This is a genomic window from Streptomyces sp. NPDC001292 (assembly GCF_042896465.1).
Lineage (GTDB): Bacteria > Actinomycetota > Actinomycetes > Streptomycetales > Streptomycetaceae > Streptomyces.
The window spans coordinates 182791-203126 of the sequence record NZ_JBIAXG010000004.1; the positions used below are offsets into that span (position 1 = coordinate 182791).

Annotated in this window: 16 protein-coding genes and 1 pseudogene; 6 read left to right on the forward strand and 11 right to left on the reverse strand. The window is 71.7% G+C overall.

Annotated elements, in window-relative coordinates; all coding sequences use genetic code 11:
• Positions 1–330: 330 nt before the first annotated feature.
• Complete coding sequence (locus ACFY4A_RS07380; RefSeq protein ID WP_390828424.1) at positions 331–1032, reverse strand: DUF305 domain-containing protein; 702 nt, start codon at positions 1030–1032, stop codon at positions 331–333.
• A gap of 65 nt (positions 1033–1097) precedes the next feature.
• On the opposite strand from ACFY4A_RS07380, the gene ACFY4A_RS07385 reads away from it, so the two are divergent.
• A complete protein-coding gene (locus tag ACFY4A_RS07385; protein WP_390828425.1) occupies positions 1098–2600 on the forward strand; it encodes an LVIVD repeat-containing protein in 1503 nt (500 codons plus the stop codon).
• A 224-nt stretch (positions 2601–2824) separates the two neighbouring features.
• On the opposite strand, the gene ACFY4A_RS07390 is transcribed toward ACFY4A_RS07385, so the two are convergent.
• Together ACFY4A_RS07390 and ACFY4A_RS07395 are read right to left on the reverse strand one after the other, a co-directional pair.
• The gene (locus ACFY4A_RS07390) at positions 2825–2998 is read right to left on the reverse strand and encodes a hypothetical protein (RefSeq protein ID WP_390828426.1); all 174 of its coding nucleotides are present in this window, start codon (positions 2996–2998) and stop codon (positions 2825–2827) included.
• 56 nt (positions 2999–3054) lie between these two features.
• Positions 3055–3903 carry an arylamine N-acetyltransferase gene (locus ACFY4A_RS07395; protein WP_390828427.1) on the reverse strand — a complete coding sequence of 283 codons (849 nt, stop codon included), beginning with the start codon at positions 3901–3903 and terminating at the stop codon, positions 3055–3057.
• A gap of 442 nt (positions 3904–4345) precedes the next feature.
• Here ACFY4A_RS07395 and ACFY4A_RS07400 point away from each other — a divergent pair, with 442 nt between their 5' ends.
• Positions 4346–5887, forward strand: coding sequence for a M28 family metallopeptidase (locus ACFY4A_RS07400; RefSeq protein ID WP_390828428.1), 1542 nt, complete (start codon positions 4346–4348; stop codon positions 5885–5887).
• A gap of 146 nt (positions 5888–6033) precedes the next feature.
• Here ACFY4A_RS07400 and ACFY4A_RS07405 read toward each other — a convergent pair whose 3' ends face one another.
• From ACFY4A_RS07405 to ACFY4A_RS07415, 3 genes are all read right to left on the reverse strand, one after another.
• Positions 6034–6600 carry a DUF1097 domain-containing protein gene (locus ACFY4A_RS07405; protein ID WP_390828429.1) on the reverse strand — a complete coding sequence of 189 codons (567 nt, stop codon included), beginning with the start codon at positions 6598–6600 and terminating at the stop codon, positions 6034–6036.
• A 1-nt stretch (position 6601) separates the two neighbouring features.
• Positions 6602–7879 carry an amidohydrolase family protein gene (locus ACFY4A_RS07410; RefSeq protein WP_390828430.1) on the reverse strand — a complete coding sequence of 426 codons (1278 nt, stop codon included), beginning with the start codon at positions 7877–7879 and terminating at the stop codon, positions 6602–6604.
• Between the two features lie 170 nt (positions 7880–8049).
• The gene (locus tag ACFY4A_RS07415) at positions 8050–9075 is read right to left on the reverse strand and encodes a carbamate kinase (RefSeq protein ID WP_390828431.1); all 1026 of its coding nucleotides are present in this window, start codon (positions 9073–9075) and stop codon (positions 8050–8052) included.
• 191 nt (positions 9076–9266) lie between these two features.
• Between ACFY4A_RS07415 and ACFY4A_RS07420 the strand changes: the two genes are divergently transcribed.
• The 4 genes from ACFY4A_RS07420 to ACFY4A_RS07435 all read left to right on the forward strand — a co-directional run bounded on the left by ACFY4A_RS07420 (position 9267) and on the right by ACFY4A_RS07435 (position 15298).
• Positions 9267–10847, forward strand: a complete 1581-nt coding sequence (locus ACFY4A_RS07420) for a PucR family transcriptional regulator (protein ID WP_390828432.1) — start codon at positions 9267–9269, stop codon at positions 10845–10847.
• A gap of 346 nt (positions 10848–11193) precedes the next feature.
• A complete protein-coding gene (locus ACFY4A_RS07425; RefSeq protein WP_390828433.1) occupies positions 11194–12774 on the forward strand; it encodes a transcriptional regulator in 1581 nt (526 codons plus the stop codon).
• A gap of 230 nt (positions 12775–13004) precedes the next feature.
• Complete coding sequence (locus ACFY4A_RS07430) at positions 13005–14465, forward strand: DUF1116 domain-containing protein (RefSeq protein ID WP_390828434.1); 1461 nt, start codon at positions 13005–13007, stop codon at positions 14463–14465.
• Positions 14462–15298: a DUF2877 domain-containing protein gene (locus ACFY4A_RS07435; protein ID WP_390828435.1), complete on the forward strand. Its 837-nt coding sequence runs from the start codon at positions 14462–14464 to the stop codon at positions 15296–15298. Before ACFY4A_RS07430 ends, ACFY4A_RS07435 begins: the two co-directional genes overlap by 4 nt.
• Here ACFY4A_RS07435 and ACFY4A_RS07440 read toward each other — a convergent pair.
• From ACFY4A_RS07440 to ACFY4A_RS07460, 5 genes and pseudogenes are all read right to left on the reverse strand, one after another.
• A pseudogene (locus ACFY4A_RS07440) lies at positions 15273–15489 on the reverse strand (aldehyde dehydrogenase family protein); the annotation flags it as partial. The gene ACFY4A_RS07435 and the pseudogene ACFY4A_RS07440 overlap by 26 nt on opposite strands.
• 396 nt (positions 15490–15885) lie before the next feature.
• Positions 15886–16869: a hydroxyacid dehydrogenase gene (locus ACFY4A_RS07445; RefSeq protein ID WP_390828528.1), complete on the reverse strand. Its 984-nt coding sequence runs from the start codon at positions 16867–16869 to the stop codon at positions 15886–15888.
• Between the two features lie 116 nt (positions 16870–16985).
• A complete protein-coding gene (locus ACFY4A_RS07450; protein WP_390828436.1) occupies positions 16986–17867 on the reverse strand; it encodes a carbohydrate ABC transporter permease in 882 nt (293 codons plus the stop codon).
• On the reverse strand, positions 17864–18835 hold the full coding sequence (locus ACFY4A_RS07455) for a carbohydrate ABC transporter permease (protein ID WP_390828437.1): 972 nt from the start codon (positions 18833–18835) through the stop codon (positions 17864–17866). Before ACFY4A_RS07455 ends, ACFY4A_RS07450 begins: the two co-directional genes overlap by 4 nt.
• A complete protein-coding gene (locus ACFY4A_RS07460) occupies positions 18832–20172 on the reverse strand; it encodes an ABC transporter substrate-binding protein (RefSeq protein ID WP_390828438.1) in 1341 nt (446 codons plus the stop codon). Before ACFY4A_RS07460 ends, ACFY4A_RS07455 begins: the two co-directional genes overlap by 4 nt.
• Positions 20173–20336: the final 164 nt, after the last annotated feature.

The following is a 20336-nucleotide window of genomic DNA, read 5'->3' on the forward strand; positions in this document are numbered from 1 at the left end:
GCCACCCACTGAGCAGCGGTGTTCCGGTGGATGCCGAAGAGGTCGCTGATGATGATCGGCGGTAGCTCGCCGGCCATGCCGAAACAAAGCCGTGTTGCGGGCGGTGATGTGCCACCAGCCTTCCTGGACGTTGAGCCGGCACGCGCCGACAGGGACGGTCCGCAAGGGCCAGGGTTCAGCCTGGTGCCGTGTCCATCGACGACGGCTACCTGGAGCACAGGGCTCCCTCCGTGCGGCCGGCCGGCGGGCGGGCGCGAGGCGACTACGGCTGCCTCCTGCATCGCACGGCCGGGTGCCCAGGGGGAGGCTCGCGGAACGCCATGCCGATCGTCAGGGCATCTCACGCATCCGGCTGATCTCGCTGGTCTGCTGGGCGATCACTTCGTTCGCCATCTCCTCGACCTGTACGTTGTTGCCGTCCGAGAGCACCGAGGTGGCCATGGTGATCGCGCCGTCGTGGTGCGTGATCATGAGTTTCAGGAACAGCTCGTCGAAGGCCGCGCCCCGCGCCGCGCGCAACTGCTTCAGCTGTGCCTCGGTCGCCATGCCGGGCATCGCGGCGTGGTCGTGGTTGTGCCCCGAGCCCGCGCCACCGCTCGTGCGCCGCGCCCCGCCGTGGTTCTTCAACCACCCCTTCATGGCATCGATTTCAGGACCCTGACCCGCGGCGATGCGTGAGGCGATCCGCTTCACGCCGCCCGACTTCGCCTGGTGCTCGGCGAGTTCGGTCATCTCCAGGGCCTGGCCGTGGTGGACGATCATCATCTGGACGTACTCGAAGTCCGCCGCATTGGGGGAGTCGTCGGGCATCTCGTTCGCGGCGTCCTCGGCGGACAGGGTCCGGGCGGGCTCACCGGGCTTGCCGGGAGCGATCACCGAGGGGCCGGGAGCACTCTTCTTCCCCGGGGCGTCCGCGTCCGAGTCGCACCCGCTGACAGCGAGGGCGACAAGGGTGAGAGCGGCGACTGCCCGCCACTTGACGCGACCAAAAACTTTCACGACGAGTACGTTGCCATCTTTTGATCTGTACATGAAAAATACGATACTGCCGCTGTGCGTGAACCGTTCCCTTGCGAACGGAGACCAGGGAGGAAACAGTGAACCTTTTGAACAGTCCCCGAACACGGCCCAGACGCCTGGGGGTCGTGGCAGCCGCCGCCGGCCTGTTGACGGCGCTGCTCACGGCCGCTCCGGCCGTGGCGACGCCCGATCCCGGCGATGCCACCACCGCGCCTCAGAGAGTATCGAAGAGTGAGGCGGCCGAGACAAGAGCGGCCATCGCCAATGGCGAGATACCGGCGCCGGACGAGATCGTCCACTCCGACAACATCGAACACCTCGTCAACATCCCCAAGGACGCCCTGCCGGGCACGAACTCCGACCTCGCATTCCAGGGCAAGTACGCGTTCGCCGGCAACTACGACGGCTTCCGCATCTTCGACATCAGCAACCCGAAGGCTCCCAAGACGGTCTCCCAGGTGCTGTGCCCGGGATCGCAGAACGACGTGTCCGTCTCCGGGAACCTGCTGTTCCTGTCCACCGACTCCTCCCGCAGCGACAACTCCTGCTCGAGCACGCCGCAGCCCGCGAGCGAGAAGTCGTCGTGGGAGGGCATGAAGGTCTTCGACATCAGCGACAAGAAGCACCCGAAGTACGTCGCGGCCGTCGAGACCAGCTGCGGCTCACACACGCACTCCCTCGTTCCCGATGACCGCAACGTCTACATCTACGTGTCCTCGTACTCGCCGAGCACGTCGTTCCCCGACTGCCAGCCCCCGCACGACGGCATCTCGATCGTCAAGGTGCCGCGCGACGCTCCCGAGAAGGCCGCGGTCGTCAACTTCGCGGTGCTCTTCCCGGGTGACGGCCCCGACGGCGGCGGCAACCCCGGCGGGCCCACCAACCCGGGTGTCTCCAAGACGACCGGCTGCCACGACATCACCGTGCTGCCGTCGAAGGACCTGGCCGCCGGTGCATGCATGGGCGACGGCATCCTGATGTCCATCAAGGACCCGGAGCACCCGAAGGTCATCGACCAGGTCCAGGACAACGTCAACTTCGCGTTCTGGCACTCGGCGACCTTCAACCAGACCGCGAAGAAGGTCGTCTTCACCGACGAACTCGGCGGCGGAGGCGCCGCGACCTGCAACGCGGCCATCGGCCCGAACCGCGGAGCCGACGGCATCTACGACATCGTGGGCAAGGGCGACCAGCGCAAGCTCGTCTTCCGCGGTTACTTCAAGATTCCCCGGCACCAGGCGGACACCGAGAACTGCGTCGCCCACAACGGCTCGCTGATCCCGGTCGAGGGCCGCGACATCATGGTCCAGGCCTGGTACCAGGGCGGCCTCTCTGTCTGGGACTTCACCGACTCGACGAAGCCGAAGGAGATCGGCTACTTCGAGCGGGGCCCGCTCACCACGGACCGGCTGACCGTGGGCGGCTCCTGGTCCGCGTACTACTACAACGGCTACATCTACTCGAACGACATCGCCAAGGGCTTCGATGTGCTCAAGCTCAGCGACCGGCGCACCGACCCGGCCCAGAGGATCCACCTGGACCAGCTGAACGTCCAGACCCAGCCTGACTACTTCGACTGACCCGGCAAAGGCCTGCCGGGCTCCGGGCCCAGGAACCCGGAGACGTGGGCAAGCACTGTGGCACCGGTCCCGCCGGGCGGCTCATCGCCCGGCGGGACACCCGACTCCCAGCCCGGATCGCGCCGACTCAGCTCGCACGGGCGAGTGCTCGAGGACTTCGGCCGTCAACGGCGCTTCGGACCGCCCGGGCACTCCGGTGGGCGTAGGCCTGTCACCGTGGTCACCTACGCGCCGGTGCCGACCTGCTGGACGGCACCCTGGCCGCATGCGACCGGGTGGCGACGGCCGTGCCGGTCGAGTTCGGCGCGGACCCACTCCGGAGCGGCGTCCCACCGGCGCGCATACTCGGGAGGGATGACGTCGTACGTGGCGCGAGCGGCAGCGGCGAAGCCGGTCACCCGGACAGCGCGGTCGGTCGACCGCCGAGTCCGGCACACCGCATGGTGCCATCCCGTCAGCCGGAGCGGGCGGCGAGCCACGCGCGGTGGCTCGAGCGCACCCTCTCCCAGAGCGCGGACCGCTCCTCCTCGCCGACGTCGGTGAGGGTGAGCCCGAAGACCTGCGCGAGGGCTCCGAACCAGGCGGCCTCGGTGGTCAGTTCCCGCTCCGACCGCCCGTCACCCGCCGTCCGGGCCAGTACGCAGCCCCGGAGCTCGTCCGTGCCGGCCGCATCCCTGCGGATCGCGGAGACGACCCGGACAAACCCTGAACTCGGCGAGGTGGACAACTCCCGGTGCTGTGCGGCGAAGTCCTCCGGCCCGGCGGGTGCCATGGTGAAGTCCATCCCGGTGAAGGAGCCGCGGGGGTCGTGGTCGAAACGCCACCCGCCGGGCTCGACCGCCGACCGCGAGAGCCGATAGGTGAAGGGCCCCTGTCGGTGCTCCCCGGCCCGGAGCGGCAGCGGCTCGTACAGCGCGTCACCGAGCCCGACGTCGACCAACCAGGTCCGGCCCTCGCAGACCACCGTGAGGGCCAGATGGTTGGCGTTCGCGCCGGGCGGCTGGGCGGTTTGACTGCCCTGGACTCCGCCGCGGTGCCACGTCACGGCGTACCCCAGGGCGTCGAGCAGGGTGGCGAAGGCTCCGTTGAGGTGGAAGCAGTAGCCGCCGCGCCCCCGGAGGATCCGGGCCACCGACTCCTCGGGATCCACCGTGGTCGCCCGCCCCAGATGGATCTCCAGCGTCTCGTACGGCACCCGGGCCACATGCGCGGCGTGCAGCGCGCGCAGCCCCGCCACTGACGGCGCGCCGGGAGCCGCGACACCCAGTCGCTCCAGATAGCGGCCGACATCCACCTTCGACATGCCCCGGACTCTAGTGCCCCAACAGGCAACGTTCGCCCCGTCGCGACGCCCGGCACGCACTCTCGCCGCACCGCCCGAAAGCCCAAGTACGCCCAGTACGAGGACTTCCGGTCGGCACACCGAGAGCACGCACCGGACGCCGCTCCTCAACGGGCAAACGCTGCCTGCCGGGGCACTAGCCAGAACCGGTGACTCCCAGCCAACTTCGGTCGGGTCAGGGGCCGATCGGTGCGCTCGGCACGCGCACGGGCAGCGCCGGCACCGAAGATTCCTGCCAACCCATTACCAAGCGTTTACTGAGCAGATACCTTTCTCCTTGCCGGTGGCAGGGCGGCGGAGCGATCCGGTTTCGTCCCTGCCTGCCCCGGAGTACCGCCGTACGTCGCTCGGCCTGTTTGCGGCCAGTACGCCCATTTCTCATGGACTGCCGGAAGGAAGCGTCTTGAACGCTCGGAACCGCCGCACCACGGTAGCCGCCGTATCCGTCGCAGGGCTCATAGCGCCCCTGCTTCTGATCGGATCGGGCACCGCCTCCGCCCACAGCGACCCTGCCAAGGAGGCTGCCAATCTCGCGAAGAAGCTCGTCAACACGAGCAACGCCGAGGATGCCTACGAGCATCTGAAGAAGTTCCAGCGGATCGCCGACAAGAACGGGAACACCCGGGTGGCCGGGTCGGAGGGACACCGGCAGTCGGCCGAGTACGTCGAAGGCCTGCTGCGGAAGGCCGGGTACTCGGTGACCCGGAACGAGTTCGACTACCAGTTCAGCCAGACGCTGGCGGAGAGCCTGCGGGTGGTGTCGCCGCAGCAGCAGGACGTCCCGATGATCGCCATGACGTACTCCACCAACAGCCCCACCGGCGGCATCACCGCCCCGGTCGCGGTGGTGTCGGTCGACGACACCACCGGCTGCGAGCCCGAGGACTACGCCCCCGGTACCTTCACCGGAAAGATCGCGCTGATCAAGCGCGGTGGCTGCACCTTTGCGCAGAAGCAGGAGACCGCCGCCGGTGCGGGCGCGGTCGGCGCGATCATCTACAACAACACCGACGGCGCGCTCAACGGCACCCTGGGAGACCCGAACGCCGCGAAGATCCCGACCGGCGGCGTCACGCAGGCGGACGGTGAGGCCTTGGCGGCCAAGGCCACTTCCGGAGCGGTGACCGTCAACCTGGAGATCCGCACCTTCGCCGAGATGCGGCACACGTACAACGTCATCGCCGAGACCAAGGGCGGCGACCCCGACGACGTGGTGATGTTCGGCTCCCACTTGGACTCGGTGGCGGCCGGCCCGGGCATCAACGACAACGGCTCCGGCTCCGCCGGCATCCTCAACGTCGCCCTGAACCTCGCCCACGAGAAGGTCCAGAACAAGGTGCGTTTCGCCTGGTGGTCGGCCGAGGAGTTCGGCCTGCTGGGCTCGGAGGCGTACGTCGACAGCCTCTCGGCGGCGGACCGTGCGAAGGTCAAGCTGTACCTGAACTTCGACATGATCGCCTCGCCGAACTACGCCCAGTTCGTCTACGACGGCGACGACTCCGACCAGGTCGGTGCCGGCCCCGGCCCGGAGGGCTCGGCGCAGTTGGAGCGGCAGATCACCGACTACCTGGACAGCCGGGGCATCCCGCGCGAGGGCACCGACTTCACCGGCCGGTCGGACTACGGGCCGTTCATCGAGGTGGGCATCCCCTCGGGCGGCACCTTCACCGGCGCCGAGGGCATCAAGACGGCGGAGCAGGCAAAGGTGTACGGCGGTACGGCCGGTGTCGCGTACGACCCCTGCTACCACGCCGCTTGCGACACCCTGAAGAACATCAACATCAAGGCGCTCGACGTCAACATCGACGTCATCGCCAACGCGGTGGGCCAGTACGCCTGGGACACCAGCCTCCTGAACAAGCCGGTGGCCCCGCAGAACACCAAGGGTTCGGCGGGCAGCGGCGGTGGCCTGCACGACGGCCACGACCACGAGGTCACCGAGTAACTCCCGGTACACACAGGGGGAGGGCCGGACTGTCCGGCCCTCCCCTTCGATGCTGCGGCGGGAGCCGCAGTCGCTGCGGTTCCTTGCGGAGGGAGACCTCCGCCCCGCGGCGGCAGGCGCGCCCCCGAGGCGGAGCCCGGCGACCGTCAGGACCGTGTCTTCACCGGGAACGTCAGCGACATCGACAGCCACGCGTACACCGGCCCCAGCGCGTTCATGGCGATCACGGACACCCACGCCGCCCACGGGTTGCCGACGTCGTAGCCGAACCCGCCGAAGAACGTCGCGAAGTAGCTGGCGAAGCCGAAGAACATGCCGGGAATCAGCGAGAACAGCTTGAGCTTGCCCGTGTACATCAGCGCGGAGTTCACGACGAGGATGCACAGCGCTCCGAACGCGTTGCGGGCGAGCTGGCTCTCACCGAAGGCCGTGCCCTGATGGGTCTCCAGCAACACGATCACCAGGGCGTACGTCGAGCCCATCGGCATGGCCAGCCACAGTCGCTTGGCGTCGGGGAGGTTCGGCCCGCCGCGCAGGAACATCCCTGCCCAGGGGATGAAGATCGCCCAGGGCGGCAGGTGCCACACGGTGCCGCCGACGAACGCGGTCGTGGCCGCCAGCACCGACGCCGCGATCTCGTGGGGTATGCGCTCCCGCCTCGGTGGCGGGGCCTTGGCCGACGTCGCCTGCCGGTCGGTGGTCGTCTCGGTCATGTCAGGCCTCCCGACCGGTCACGAGGGAGCTGTCGAGTTCCGCGGCGAACGTCGAACGGGCCACCACACGTCCGGACTTGACCACCGCGGTACGGATGGGGCGCTCCAGGAGCACCGAGTCGTAGTCGTCCGTGTCGAGCACGACGAGGTCCGCGACCGTGCCTTCGCGAACCCCGTAGTCCCCCTCCGGGAGCCCGATCACCCGCGCGGCGTCGTACGTCACCATGCGCAGCACCCGGCGCAGGTCCGCCGGGCCCGAAAGATGTCCCAGCCGGGCCAGCAGCAGCGCCACCTCCAGGACGTCACCGGTTCCGTACGGGGTGAACGCGTTGCGGATGTTGTTGGTGGCGCAAGCCGTGAGAACCCCCGCCTCCCACAGCTCCCGCACCGGGGCGAGGCCGCGGCGCACCGCTGTGTCGTCGCCGCGCCCGCCGAGGAACAGATCCGTCGCCGGCAGCGGCACCACGGCCACGCCCGCCGCGGCGAGGTCGGCCAGCACGGCGCGGCGCTCGGCGGGCGGGCGGCCGCCCAGGGAGGTGGCGTGGCCCAGGGTGACACGCCCGGACAGGCCACGTGCGACCGTGCGGGCCGCGATGAACTCGGCCAGCGCGAACCGCTCGTCGCCGCAGTCGTCCGCGAAGTCCGCATGGAGATCGGCGGGCACCCCGTACTCGGCGGCGAGGTCGAGCACCAGCTCCACCTGCCGGTGGCACTCGGCGACCGACGCCTCCGAGTAGGTGCAGCCGCCGATGGCGTCGGCGCCCGCGTCCAGCGCCTTGCGCAGCAGCTTCTCCGTGCCGGGCGCCCGGAAGACGCCCTCCTGCGGGAACGCGACGACCTGCAGGGTGACCAAGTCGGCCCAGGACTCCCGCAGTTCGAGCAACACCTCGAAGCCGACGAGGCCGGCCACCGGATCGACGTCCGGGTGGGCGCGGACGGTCGTGGTCCCGTTCAGGACGCACATCCGCAGCACCTGCTCGGCACGCGCCCGCACGTCGTCACGGGTGAAGCCGGCCTTGAGCTCGGCGGTGACGCGGATGGCGTCGGCGAGCGTCCCGGTGGGATTGGGCCGCACGGAGTCGAGCAGCGCCTTGTCGGGATGCAGATGCGCCTCGATGAGTCCCGGGATCACCACCCGCCCCGCGCAGTCGAGCACCTCGGCGCCGTCGGGCGGCTGAAGGTCCTGGCCGATGGTCTCGATACGTCCGTCACGGACCCGGATGTCTGCCGGGTCCGGAGAGTCCTCGACGCGTGCGTGGCGCAGCAGTAGAGCGCTCACGATGGGTTCTCCTCACGTGGTCGTGGCGGATGGGGACCGTACGTGCGGGGAGTGCGGGTGCGGGGCTTGCGGGGTGGGGCTTGCGGGTGCTGGGCTTGCGACGGGTCAGGTCAGGTGCCGGCGGGGAAGTCCGCCTTGCGGACCAGAACCGGGATCTTGCCGCTGCGGTGTTACTGGTCGGCACCTGATGTGTCGCGGCCCGTCTCGATGCGGGTGCCGGTGGTGCCGCTCAGGGCCGCACCCAGCGAGCGCGGCGACGTGATGAGCACACTGCGCCCGCCGGACTCCAGGAACGCCAGCGACGCGCGCACCTTCGGACCCATGCTGCCCTCGGGGAACTGACCGGTCGCCAGGTGCCGGCGGGCCGCCGCGGCGTCCAGGTGGTCGAGATCGCGGTGGCGGGGCGTGCCCCAGTCCAGCGCGACCCGGTCCACGCCCGTCGTCACGATGAGCTCGTCCGCGCCGAGCGCCGCGGCGAGCAGGGCGGACGTGGCGTCCTTGTCGACGACCGCCTCCACGCCGCGCAGCGCGCCGTCCGCGCCGCGCACCACGGGGATGCCGCCGCCCCCGCCCGCCACCACCACGTGCCCGGCGGCCAGCAGGGCCCTGACCGCGTCGAGTTCGACCACGTCCAGCGGGGCCGGTGAGGGCACCAGACGCCGCCACCCGCGCCCCGCGTCCTCACCCACCGTCCACCCGTGCCGGGCCGCGAGCAGCTCCGCGCGCTCCTGCGGATAGTGCGACCCGATGGGCTTCGTGGGCCGGGCGAACGCCGGGTCGGCCGCGTCCACCACCGTGTGCGTGAGCAGCGCCACCGGCGAGGCGTGCGCCGGCAGCAGGCGCGACAGGCCCCGTACGAGGATGTGGCCGAGGCTGCCCTGCGAGTCGGCCACGCACATGTCGAGGTTCAACAAAGGCAGCTCCGGGGCGAGTTCGGCGGCCAGGTCGGCTCGCCGTTTGATGAACCCGACCTGTGGTCCGTTGCCATGGGTGACGACGACGCGGCGCCCGGCCCGCACCAGCTCGGCCACCGGCTCGGCCAACTGCTCGGCTGCCTCGAACTGTTCGTCGATCGTGGCGCGCTCACCGCCGCGCAGCAGGGCGTTGCCGCCGATCGCCAGGACGGTCACGGGGCCGCCGGCGGGCGGCAACGGGGCCCGGACGGGGCTCGGAGAAGGTGCGGTTCCAGGAGGCATGCCAGGACGATAGGAACGCAGGGTGCAAAGGGTCATGGGCAGCGGTTGCCAGTGTGGACGCGGGCTCGTTGACGCTCCCTGACAGTGCCCGCGGGCAGGACGACAGAAGGCGTCGGCGGCCGCCAGATATTGTATACACAGTCGTGTCCTGGCCGTTTACAGCGGCAGGGCGGCCGCTCATAGTGAGCTGCGTGGCCTCAGTCCGCACTGCCCCGACGCTGCACGCGCCCACCCCTGCCGGAGTCCTGACCGTGGCAGGGGCGCTGGAGCTGCCCGCCCTCGCGGGCGCCCGCCTGGCGGCCGGCCGAGCCGGCGCCGGGCGCGCGATCAGAGTCGCCAACATCATGGAAGTGCCGGACATCATCCGCTGGATGCGCGGTGGCGAGTTCCTGCTCACCACCGCCTACGCGGTGCGCGACGACGAACAGGCGCTGGCGGACCTCGTTCCGGAACTGGCCGCCCGCGGCCTTGCCGCCCTCGGCGTGAAGGTCGGCCCGTACCTGCCGCGGCTGCCCGCCCGGCTGCTGCTCTGCGCCGACGAACTCGCCTTCCCCGTCGTCGAGTTGCCCGGCGACGTGATGCTCAACGACATTCTCTCCGAGGTCATCGGCACCGTCGTCAACCGCCAGGCCCTCAGCCTCGAACGGTCCCAGGCCCTGCGGGACCGGTTCTCGCGGGCCGTCCTCGATGGCGGTTCCTACCGTGAACTCGTCGCTCTGCTCGCGGGCGAGACCGGCTGCCCCGCCGCCATCCGCGGCGCCGACGGGACGGTCCTCGCGGCGGTCGGTGACGTACCGCAGGACGCCGTGGCCCTTCTCACCCGGCCCATCACGGTCGGCCACCGGCCCAGCGGTGACGTGGCCCTGTGGACGGCGGACGGCCAGGAACCCGACCCGGACCAGGCCACCGCCGTGGAGCACGTGGCGAGTCTTGCGGCCATGCTCGCCGTGCAGGAGCGGGTGCTGGCCGAACGTGAACGCCGATACCGCACCCTGCTGTTGACCGAGCTCGTCTCCCACCCGCCGCGCGACCGCGCCGAGTCGGCGCGCCGGGCCGCGGCCCTCGGCTGGGACCTGGAACGCCCCCGTGCCACCGTCGTGGTGGAGGCCACGGCGGCGGCCCCCGAGGGCGGCGGTGCCCGCCTCACCGAGGACCGGCTGCTCGCCGCCGCCCGCACCGCCCTCGGCGCGGACACCCCGGCCTGGGGAACCCCTGGCGGCCTCACCCTGCTGGTGGCCCCGGGCGGCCCGGACCGCACCGCGCTGCGCCGCGACTGCGAGCGTCTGCGCCGCGCCGTCGCCGCCGCCTGCCCGGGGCGGACTGTGGCCGTCGCCGCGGGCACCGTCCGCGACGACTTCGCCGACCTGCACCTCAGTCACAGCGAAGCCCTGTCCGCGCTCGCACTCGGCCGCGAACTCGAGGGCCCCGCACGGTCGTTCGTCCGGCTCCACGAGGAGAGCGGAATCTACCGGCTGCTCGACCAGCTGCCCGCACCCGAACTCCAGGCCCTGGTCGAGGACACGCTCGGCCCGTTGCTGCGCTACGACGCCGGGCACGACGGCAGCCTCGTGCACAGCCTCGCCGTGTACCTGCGGCACGACCGCAACGGCGTGGAGGCCGCCGAGGAACTCCACATCCACTACAACACGCTGCGCTACCGCCTCAAGCAGATCGAACGGCTCACTGGCGCCCCGGACAAGGACCCGATGCGCCGTCTGCAGACGGAACTGGCCGTGCACGCCCACCGGTTGCTCAGCGCGCGCGCACGCTGACCGGCGCCGCGGCGGCTGCCCGCGAGGCACGCCATTGCGGCAGCGAGAACAGCAGATACAGCACCGCGCCGGTCAGCGGCAGGACGTGCCACAGGCGGTCGCCGAGCCCGAACCCGAGCAGCAGAGGGCTCCGGACGGCGGCGTGGCGGGTGTGGCGGGATCGGGCAGCTGCATGAGCGACACCTTTCGAGTCGTCTTTCGAGTCGTCGGGGAACGAGCGGTGTCCCGACGATGCTGAGGCGCGCCGCGCCCGCGGGCACTGTCAGCCGCTGCCGGTGATCGGCACCCTCCCGCTGGCACCGGTCGCCGAAGACACCTCCCCCGGGGGCGGCCGTACGGTCGAGTCATGGAGCCGACCCCGACCGCAACCGCCGCCCGAACCGCCCCAGAGTCCGCCACGTCGACCGCGACGCACACGACCAACTCCGTACGGCGCGACGCCTATGCCGACTCCGTCGCCCTGATGCGCGCCGCTCAGCACCTCACCGCCCTGGCCGGAATCGACGCCGCCAGCCTGGTCATGGCGACCGAGCCCAATCTGCGGCTGCTCGCCGATGCCGGGCTGCTCACCGACGAGGGTCGCGCCGCCCGCCCCGCCGATCTCGTCGTCGCCCTGCGCGGCACCGCCGAAGCCGTCGAGCGCGCCCTCGACGAGGTGCCCGCACTCCTCGATCAGCCGGCCCAGGACGCGCTGCCCGGGGGAGGGGAGGGGGATGTGGTGCCGCGTGCGCTGGTCGAGGCGGACCCCGCGACCAGCCTCGCCCTGATCTCCACCCCTGGGCCCTACGCCGCCGCCGAGGCCCTCAAGGCGCTGCGGCTCGGCATGCACGCCTTCGTGTTCAGCGACAACGTGCCGCTCGCCCAGGAGATCCGGATCAAGCAGGAGGCCCACCGGCAGGGACTGCTCGCCATGGGCCCCGACTGCGGCACCTCGCTCCTCGACGGGATACCGCTCGGTTTCACCAACGCGCTGCGTCCCGGCCGCATCGGTCTGATCGGTGCCTCCGGCACGGGACTTCAACAGGTGTCGTGCCTCCTGGACGCCGCCGGCGAAGGCGTCCGGCAGATGATCGGGACCGGCGGGCGCGACCTGAGCGCCGAGGTCGGCGCGCGCACCACGCTCGACGCGCTCGACCTGCTCGACGCCGATTCCGGCTGCGCCCTGATCGTCCTGGTCTCCAAGCCTCCCGCGCCGGACGTCGCCGAACGCGTCCTGACCCGCGCCGCACGCGCGGACAAGCCCGTAGTCGCCGCGTTCCTCGGCCCCGACCGGGCGGCCTCCCGCGGCCGGGTCACCGTCGTCGGCACCCTGCGGCACGCGGCCCGCGCCGCGCTGAGCGCCCTCGGCGCCACCCCGCCGCCTGTCTGGACGCCGCCCTCGGTGAGCCCGGGCCGCGGCCGCCACCTGCGCGCCCTGTACGCCGGCGGTACCTTCGCGTACGAGGCCCGGCAGTTGCTGCCGGACGCGGTCACCGCGGTGCGGCCCTTCGCTCCGGGCGGCGACATCGCCCTGCCCGCGGGGCACTTGGTGCTCGACCTCGGCGACGACGCCTACACCGCCGGCCGCCCGCACCCGATGATCGACCCGACGGTCCGCGCCGCCCATCTGCGCGCCGCGCTGCACGACCCGAACACCGCCGCCGTCCTCCTCGACGTGGTCCTCGGCCACGGCGCGGGCCCCGACCCGGCCGCCGCCCTCGCCGCCGAACTGGAGCGGGTCCCGGCGTCCGAACGGCCCCCCGTGCTCGCGTTCGTCGTCGGCTCCGAGCGCGACCCGCAGGGCACGGCGGCCCAGCGGACCCGCCTCGCGCAGGCGGGCGCCCACCTCGCGCCGACCAGCACGGACGCGGCCGAATGGGCCGTGGTCCTGACCGGCTCCGCGGCACACGGCCCAGTAGGGACACGGGACTTGACGTCGACCGGATGACCTGCCGCACCGCATCGGCCCGAACACGTCAGGAGACCCCCACTCGACTTCCTCTCCCGTCCAGAGGCGGGAGATTCCAGCGTTGTGGACCTTCCGCACGCGTGAGCAGGAGAACAGCTGAGGGTCTGGATGCCGTTCCTCCCTGAAGCGAACCGGCTTTCCCTGCCCTGCTCCGCAGGGGTTCGTTTCCTCCCCGGTCTGAAGGCCGGGGTATCCACGAAGGAGATCTGATGAACGCTCCCACCGCGCCCGCCCTGCTCGGTGCGGGCGACACCCCGGCCCGGATCGCCGCCGTCGGCGTCCCCGACTTCGCCGACGTCCCGCGCACCGCGGGTGCCCAGGTCGACGTCCTCGACTGGCGTCCCCCGGCCGGCGGCGACCCGGACGCCGGCTGGAACCTCGCCGAGCTCACCGCCCACCCGCTCGTCGAGGAGGCCAACCGCACCGCCGTCACACGCCTGCTCGCCGCCCGGCCGCTGTGGCGCGACGTCCGCCCGGCCCGCGAGGTACTGCCCGTCCTCGACGACCGCGCCACCGGCGAACGTGTCCTGCTGCACGCCGGACCCCCCATCGGCTGGGCCGACATGTGCGGGCCGATGCGCGCCGGCGTGATCGGCGCCGCCCTCCTCGAAGGCTGGGCCGACACCCCGGATAAGGCCGAACTCCTCGCGGACTCCGGCGGGTTGCGCTTCGAGCCGTGCCACCACCACGAAGCCGTCGGGCCGATGGGCGGCATCACGTCCCCGTCCATGCCGGTGCTCGTCGTCGAGGACCCGGCCACCGGGCGGCGTGCTTACGCCAACCTCAATGAAGGCGCCGGCCGCTGTCTGCGCTACGGGGCCCTCGGCGACGACGTCATGGAGCGGTTGCGCTGGATGGCCGACGTGCTCGCCCCCACCCTGGACGCCGTTCTGGGCACCCTGCCCGAGGGGGTCGACCTGCGCGCGATCACCGCGCAGGCCCTCCAGATGGGCGACGAGTGCCACAGCCGCAACACGGCCGCGTCCGCGCTGCTCCTGCGTGAGATCGCCGCCCCGCTGGCCCGGGCGGAGCACGGCCCGGACGTCCTGGAGTTCCTCGCTGCGAACCACTACTGGTTCCTGAACTTCTCCATGGCCGCCTCCAAGCTGGCCACGTCCGCCGCGCACGGTGTGCCCCACTCCACCCTCGTCACCGCGTTCGCCCGCAACGGTGTCGAGGTCGGCATCCGCGTCAGCGGCCTCGGCGACACCTGGTTCACCGCGCCCGCCGCCCGCATCGAGGGGCTCTACTTCGCCGGATACGGGCCCGAGGACGCCAACCCCGACATCGGCGACAGCGCCATCACCGAGACCAACGGCCTCGGCGGCTTCTCGCTCGCCGCCGCCCCCGCCATCACCGGGTTCGTCGGCGGCACCGTCGACCAGGCGCTGCGCACCAGCCGCGACATGGCCCGCATCACCCTCGCCCGGCACGAGGCGTACCGGCTGCCCGCGCTGGGTGGCCTCGGCTCGCCGGTGGGGATCGATCTGCGTGCCGTCGTCGACACGGGAATCGAACCCGTCGTCACCACCGGCATCGCCCACCGGGAACGGGGCATCGGCCAGATCGGCGCCGGCCTCGTGCACGCCCCGATGGAGTGCTTCGTCAAGGCGCTCGCCGCTTTCCCCGTACCGCAGGGCGGGGAGCCGGAGGACACACAGACGCCATGAGCCCGACCGCCCTGCCGGGCCTGGTCAGCGAACTGGCCCGCGATGTCCTGGCGGGCCCCGCCCGGCCCGCCCGCGTCATCGCCGTCGCCCGGCAGGCGCTGTATCTGCTTCCGCACGGACAGCGGGCACCGCTGGCCCTGGTGGTGCCCGGCGCCGTGCGGGTGCCGGCCGCCGTCGTCCTGCCGCGCGCCGCGGGGGAACGGCCCTTCCACGGGCTGACCCCCGGTCGTACGGGACGCGTCGGGGCCGGCCGGATCGCGATCGGGTCCCTGTGCCTGACCGCGGGGGAGTTCTGGGCGCCGCCCCGCGCCCAGGACGCGGCACCCGGGCCGGTCCTCGACCGGCTCGCCACGCTCCGCCCGCCCCGGCCGCTGCCGGCCGAGGTCCGCCCCGCCGCCCGTGCCCTCGTGCGGATGCTCGCGCACGGCGGCACCGCGGCCCGGCGGCGCGCGGCCCGCGCCCTGCTCGGCCTCGGCCCCGGCGCGACACCCTCCGGGGACGACTTCCTGTGCGGCCTGCTGCTCGCCGCCCTGGTGCAGCCGCGCCCGCCGGACTGGCTCGCGGCACTCGCACACGTCGCGGCAGAGGCGGACACGCTGACGCCACCGGTCTCCGCGGCCCTTCTCCGGCATGCCGCCGAAGGCCTGTGCATCCCTCAGGTCGCGGCGCTGCTGCGGGCCGCCGCGACCGGCAGCGACCCGTCCGGCCCGGTCACCGCCCTGCTCGCCGTCGGCCACAGTTCGGGGTGCGACCTGCTGCACGGCCTGTGTGCGGGCGCGCGCCTGGCGACCCGCGCCCGCGACGGGGTCAGGCCCCGATCCACACCGTCGTGACGTTGCGGAACTCCTTGCTGCCGTGTCCGACAGCTCGCGCCCGTACCCGGACCGCGTGGCGCCGCCGAAGGGGAGCGCCGCGTCCGAGACCTCCTGCCGTTCACGAAGACGCCGCCCGCCTGACACTCCCCTACGAACCGGTCGCCCTCGTCCTCGTCGCCTGTCCACAGGTTCGAACTCAGCCCGGTCGGCGGCGAAGCGGACGATGGCGGCCCAGCTGGTAGCCCCGCGAGCCCGACGCTGGTGCACAGCACCAACAGGGAGCCGAGCCTGGGACGCCGGGCGGCGGTTGAGGTCACCCTGGCCGCAGGCCCTCCGCTCAGTCGCTCGCTACGGCTGTCGGGTTTTCCTGGACATGTGCGGCACTGGTGTGCAGTTCAGGTCGTCCAAGCCAGGACACGAACAGGCCCTCGGGATCCCATGTGGCCCGGTAGGCGCCGAGCCGCCGGAGGTTGTCATCGGTCACTGCGGGCACGGCGCCGGACCGAGTCGCGGCCGGCCTGTCACATCCCTGCTGTGACGGTGCGGTTCCCCGACGGCACGGAACTGCGTGCCTGACCGGAGCGGTCGTGAAGGATACGGCCTCGTCAGGCCGAGCGGGTGGTCTCCTCGTGGTGCACGGGGTGAGCGAAGGGGAGGCCGGCGGTGTAGCGGGCGAGTTCGTCGGCTGCTGCCGCGGCCATGCGGTGGAGTTCGCCGCCGAGGGAGCCGGCGACGTGCGGGGTGAGGAGGACGTTGGGCAGGTCGTACAACGGGGAGTCCGCGGGCAGGACTTCGGGGACGGTGACGTCGAGGACCGCGTTGAGGCGGCCGGTGAGGAGTTCGTCGACCAGGGCGTCCTGGTCGATGAGGGAGCCACGGGAGGTGTTCACCAAGGTCGCGTCGTCGCGGAACAGGGCGAGCCGTCGGCGGTCGATGAGGTTGCGGGTGGCGGGGAGTTCGGGGGCGTGGACGGTGACCACGTCGCTGGCCGCGCACAGCTCGTCCAGCTCCACGGAGCGGGCGCCGAGGAGTTGGGCCTCCGCCGCGTCCACGTAGGGGTCGTGCAGGAGCAGGTTGAGGTCGTGCGGGCGGAGCAGTTCCAGGACACGGCGGCCGATGCGGGAGGCGCCGACGACGCCGACCGTACGCCGGTAGTTCCCGACGTGGGCGTAGGCGGCCAGCCAGTCGTGCTCGACGCCGCGCCGGGCGCGGTAGTCGTCCCGTATGCGCAGCAGCTGCTTGTTGGCGAGGATGATCATCGCCACGGTGTACTCGGCGACGGGCAGCGCGTTGGCCCAGGCCGCCGAGGTGACCTGGATCCCGCGCCGCCAGCAGGCGTCGGTGATGTGGTGCTTGACCGATCCGGCGGCGTGGATGACGGCGCGCAGCGCGGGCGCCCGGGCGAGGACGTCCTCGTCCAGCGGCGGGCAGCCCCAGCTGCTGACGATGACCTCGGTCTCGCGCAGGGCCGCGGCGGCCCGCGGATCGCCGAAGTCGTCGACGACGAGGGCCGGGTCGAGGTCGGCGAGCGCGGTGAGCCGGTTCAGGGTGGCGCGGTCGATCAGCCGGTCGGCGAGATCGGCGTGCATGGCCAGGAGGGTGCGCGGGCGCCGCTGTCCGGAGGTGGCCGGGTTCGGCTGCGCGGCTGGTGCGGTCGGGGGGTTGGACACTCGGTTCTCCGGTGCGGGTGCGGCAGGGGCGGACGTCATTTGACGCTTCCTGCGGTGAGGCCGGCCTTCCAGTGGCGCTGCAGGGCGATGAAGGCGATGACCAGCGGGACGATGCCTAGCAGGGAGCCGGTGACGACCAGCGGGTAGTACTCGGGGAAGGCATGGGTCTGGGTGTTCCAGCTGTACAGGCCGAGACTGAGGGGGAACAGCCGGTTGTCGGAGAGCATCACCAGGGGGAGGAAGAAGTTGTTCCAGATGGCGGTGAACTGGAACAGGAAGACGGTGACGAGTCCGGGCATCACCATCCGCAGCCCCACCGACCAGAAGGTCCGCAGCTCGCCGGCGCCGTCCATGCGGGCGGCCTCCAGCACCTCGCCCGGTACGTATCCGGCGCAGAAGACGCGCGCCAGATAGACGCCGAAGGGATTGACGAGGCTGGGGACGAACACGGCCCAGAAGGTGTTGACGACGTCCAGCTTGGAGGCCAGCAGGTACATCGGCAGCGCGAGCGCGGTGGTGGGCACCAGCACGCCGAGCAGGACCAGCCCGAACAGCTTCTCCTTGCCGGGGAAGCTGTAGACGTGGAAGGCGTACCCCGCGCATACGCACACGAGCGCGCACAGCAGGGCGCCGATCCCGGCGTACAGCAGGGAGTTGACGTACCAACGGAAGTAGATGCCGTCGCCGGCCGTGGCCAGGGCGTGGAGGTTGGCACCGAGGTGCCAGGTGGAGGGGGTGAGCGTACGGCCGCCGAGCAGGTCGCCGGTGTTCTTGGCGGCGGCGGTGAGCAGCCAGGCGAGCGGCAGGAGCGTGTAGGCGGTGGCCAGCACCAGCGCGCCGTTGACGGCGGTCCCGGACAGTGACCAGGGATGGCCCTTCGCGCGCGCGGCGCCGGGCTGTGCGGTGGCGGTGGTCATGCGGCGGCCTCCGTGGCGGGCTGGGGCCGGTCCTCGCCCCGGGCGCGGGTGGCCCGGGTGACGACGAAGGAGAGCGCGGCGGCGGCGAGCGCCAGCAGGACCGAGGAGGCGGCGGCCAGGCCGTAGTCGTGCCGCTCGAAGGCCGCGGTGTAGGCGTACATGTTGGGGGACCAGGTGGAGACGACGCTGGGGGTGGTGCCGTGCAGGATCATCGGCTCGGTGAACAGCTGCAGGGAGCCGATGACGGTGAACAGGCCGACGACGGCGAGTGAGGAGCGGATCAGCGGGATCTTGACGCTGAGCGCCGTGCGCAGCGGCCCGGCACCGTCGACCACGGCGGCCTCCAGGACCTCGCGCGGGATGGCCTGCAGCGCGGCGAAGAAGATCACCATGTTGTAGCCGGTCCACTCCCACACCGCCATGTTGACGACGGCCGGCAACGGGTGGCCCAGCAGGTCGGCCTCGGCGCCGAGCGAGTTCAAGGCGCCGATCACCGGGCTGATGCCGGGTGTGTAGAGGTAGATCCAGACCAGGGTGGCGATGGTGCCCGGCACAGCGTGCGGCAGGAACAGGGCGAGCTGGAAGAACCGGCGGGCCTTGACCAGGGCGGAGTCCAGCAGCAGGGCCAGCACCAGCGCCAGGATCATCATCAGCGGTATGTAGAGCAGGCAGTACTGCGCCAGGTTGAGGAAGCCGCCGCGGAAGGCGGCGTCGCCCAGGGCCCGGGTGTAGTTCCCGAGTCCCGTGAAGACGGTCTCGCTGCCGCCGAAGCCGAGGCCGGAGCGGTGCTCGGCGTAGAGGCTGAGGTAGGCCGCGTAGCCGACCGGCACCAGCGTGGCGCCGGTGAAGAGCACGAAGAACGGCGCGAGCAGCACGGCGGGCGCCCCGTACCGCCGCCGCCGGACGGCGGCGGTACGCGAGGGGGCGGCGGAGACCGCGCGGGTGGCCGTGGGAGCGGTCGAGGTCACTGCGCGGAGACCTTCAGACCGCGGTTCTTCAGCTCGGCGACGGTGTCCTTCTGCGCGGCCGCGAGGGCTTGGGCGATGGTGCCGGAACCGGAGGAGAGCTTGCCGAAGGAGTCCTTCAGGGAGTTGTTGGTGACGCCCATCGCCGGACCCCAGGTCCACTTCTGCTCGATGGACTGGGCGGCGTTCCTGTAGACGCCGTAGATGTCCTGCCCGCCGTAGAAGTCGGCCTTGAACGCCTTCGCGGCGACCGGCACCAGCGCGGGGGCGGCCGGGTAGGCGGAGGAGTCACCGGAGGAGATCCGGGCCTGGATGCCCTGGGCCGTGGTGGTGGCCCAGGTGGCGAACTCGACCGCGGCCTCCGCCTTCTTGCTGTCCTTGGAGACGGCGAAGGTGGTGCCGCCGAGCATGCCGCTCGCAGGGGTGCCGTTCCAGGACGGCAGCGGGGCGACGGCCCACTTTCCGGCCTGGTCCTTCGGAAGGGTGCCCTTCAGCACGCCACCGCCCCAGGACGCCCCCAGGTAGCCGGCCGTCCGGCCCTTCTGCAGCGAGGCGGTCCACTGCTGGCTGAACGAGGGCTCGACCCGGACCAGGTCGTCGTCGATCATCTTCTGCCAGTAGTCGGCGACCTTCTTCGTCTCGGGCGCCTCCAGGCTCACCTGCCAGGTGTCCCCGGCGGTGCCGAACCACCGGGCGCCCGCCTGCCAGGCCATCGCCTCGAAGGTGGTCGGGTCGTCGGGGAAGAACGTGGCGATACGGCTGCCGGGCTCGGCCTTCTTCAGCTTCTCGGCGGCCGTGCGGAACTCGTCCCAGGTCGTGGGCGCTTTGATGCCCGCCTTGTCGAACAGGTCCTTGCGGTAGTAGAAGGCCTGCGGGGCGGCGTCCAGCGGCAGCGCGTACGTGGCACCGCCGAGAGTGGTCAGCTGCACCGCCTGCGGCAGGTACTTCGCCTTCAGGTCGGCGCCGACGTACTTGCTGATGTCCTGGACGGCGCCCTGGCTGACGAAGTCCGGCAGCTGCGGGTACTCGACGTTGAACACGTCGGGGGCGTTGTGGGCCTTGACCGCGTTGGAGAGCTTCGCATAGCCGCCGGCCGCACCGGAGGGGATCTCCTCGTAGCTGACGTGCACGTCCTTGTGGGAGGCGTTGAAAGCGTCCACCACCTGCTGGGTGCCCTTCGCCCAGCCCCAGAACGTGATGTCGACGGGCTTGCCCGAGCCGGACGACGGGCTGTCGCCGTCGCTGCCGCAGGCGGCGAGGAGGGTGGCCGACAGAGCGGCGGCGGTGAGCGCGGCGGCGGCGCGGAGGGCTCCGCGACTGCGGGCGGGGGCAGCGGACATGGCTCGGCTCCTGGGAAACGGGACGGATGGAGTGTGCCCGGTGCGGAGCCGGCGGCGGCGAGGCCGGCCGGGCTCCGAGGCCGTCGGGCCCGGGTACACGACATCTTGGGAACGCTCCAGATCGAAGTCAATACCTTTCGATCGAACGATCTCATCTGATCAGA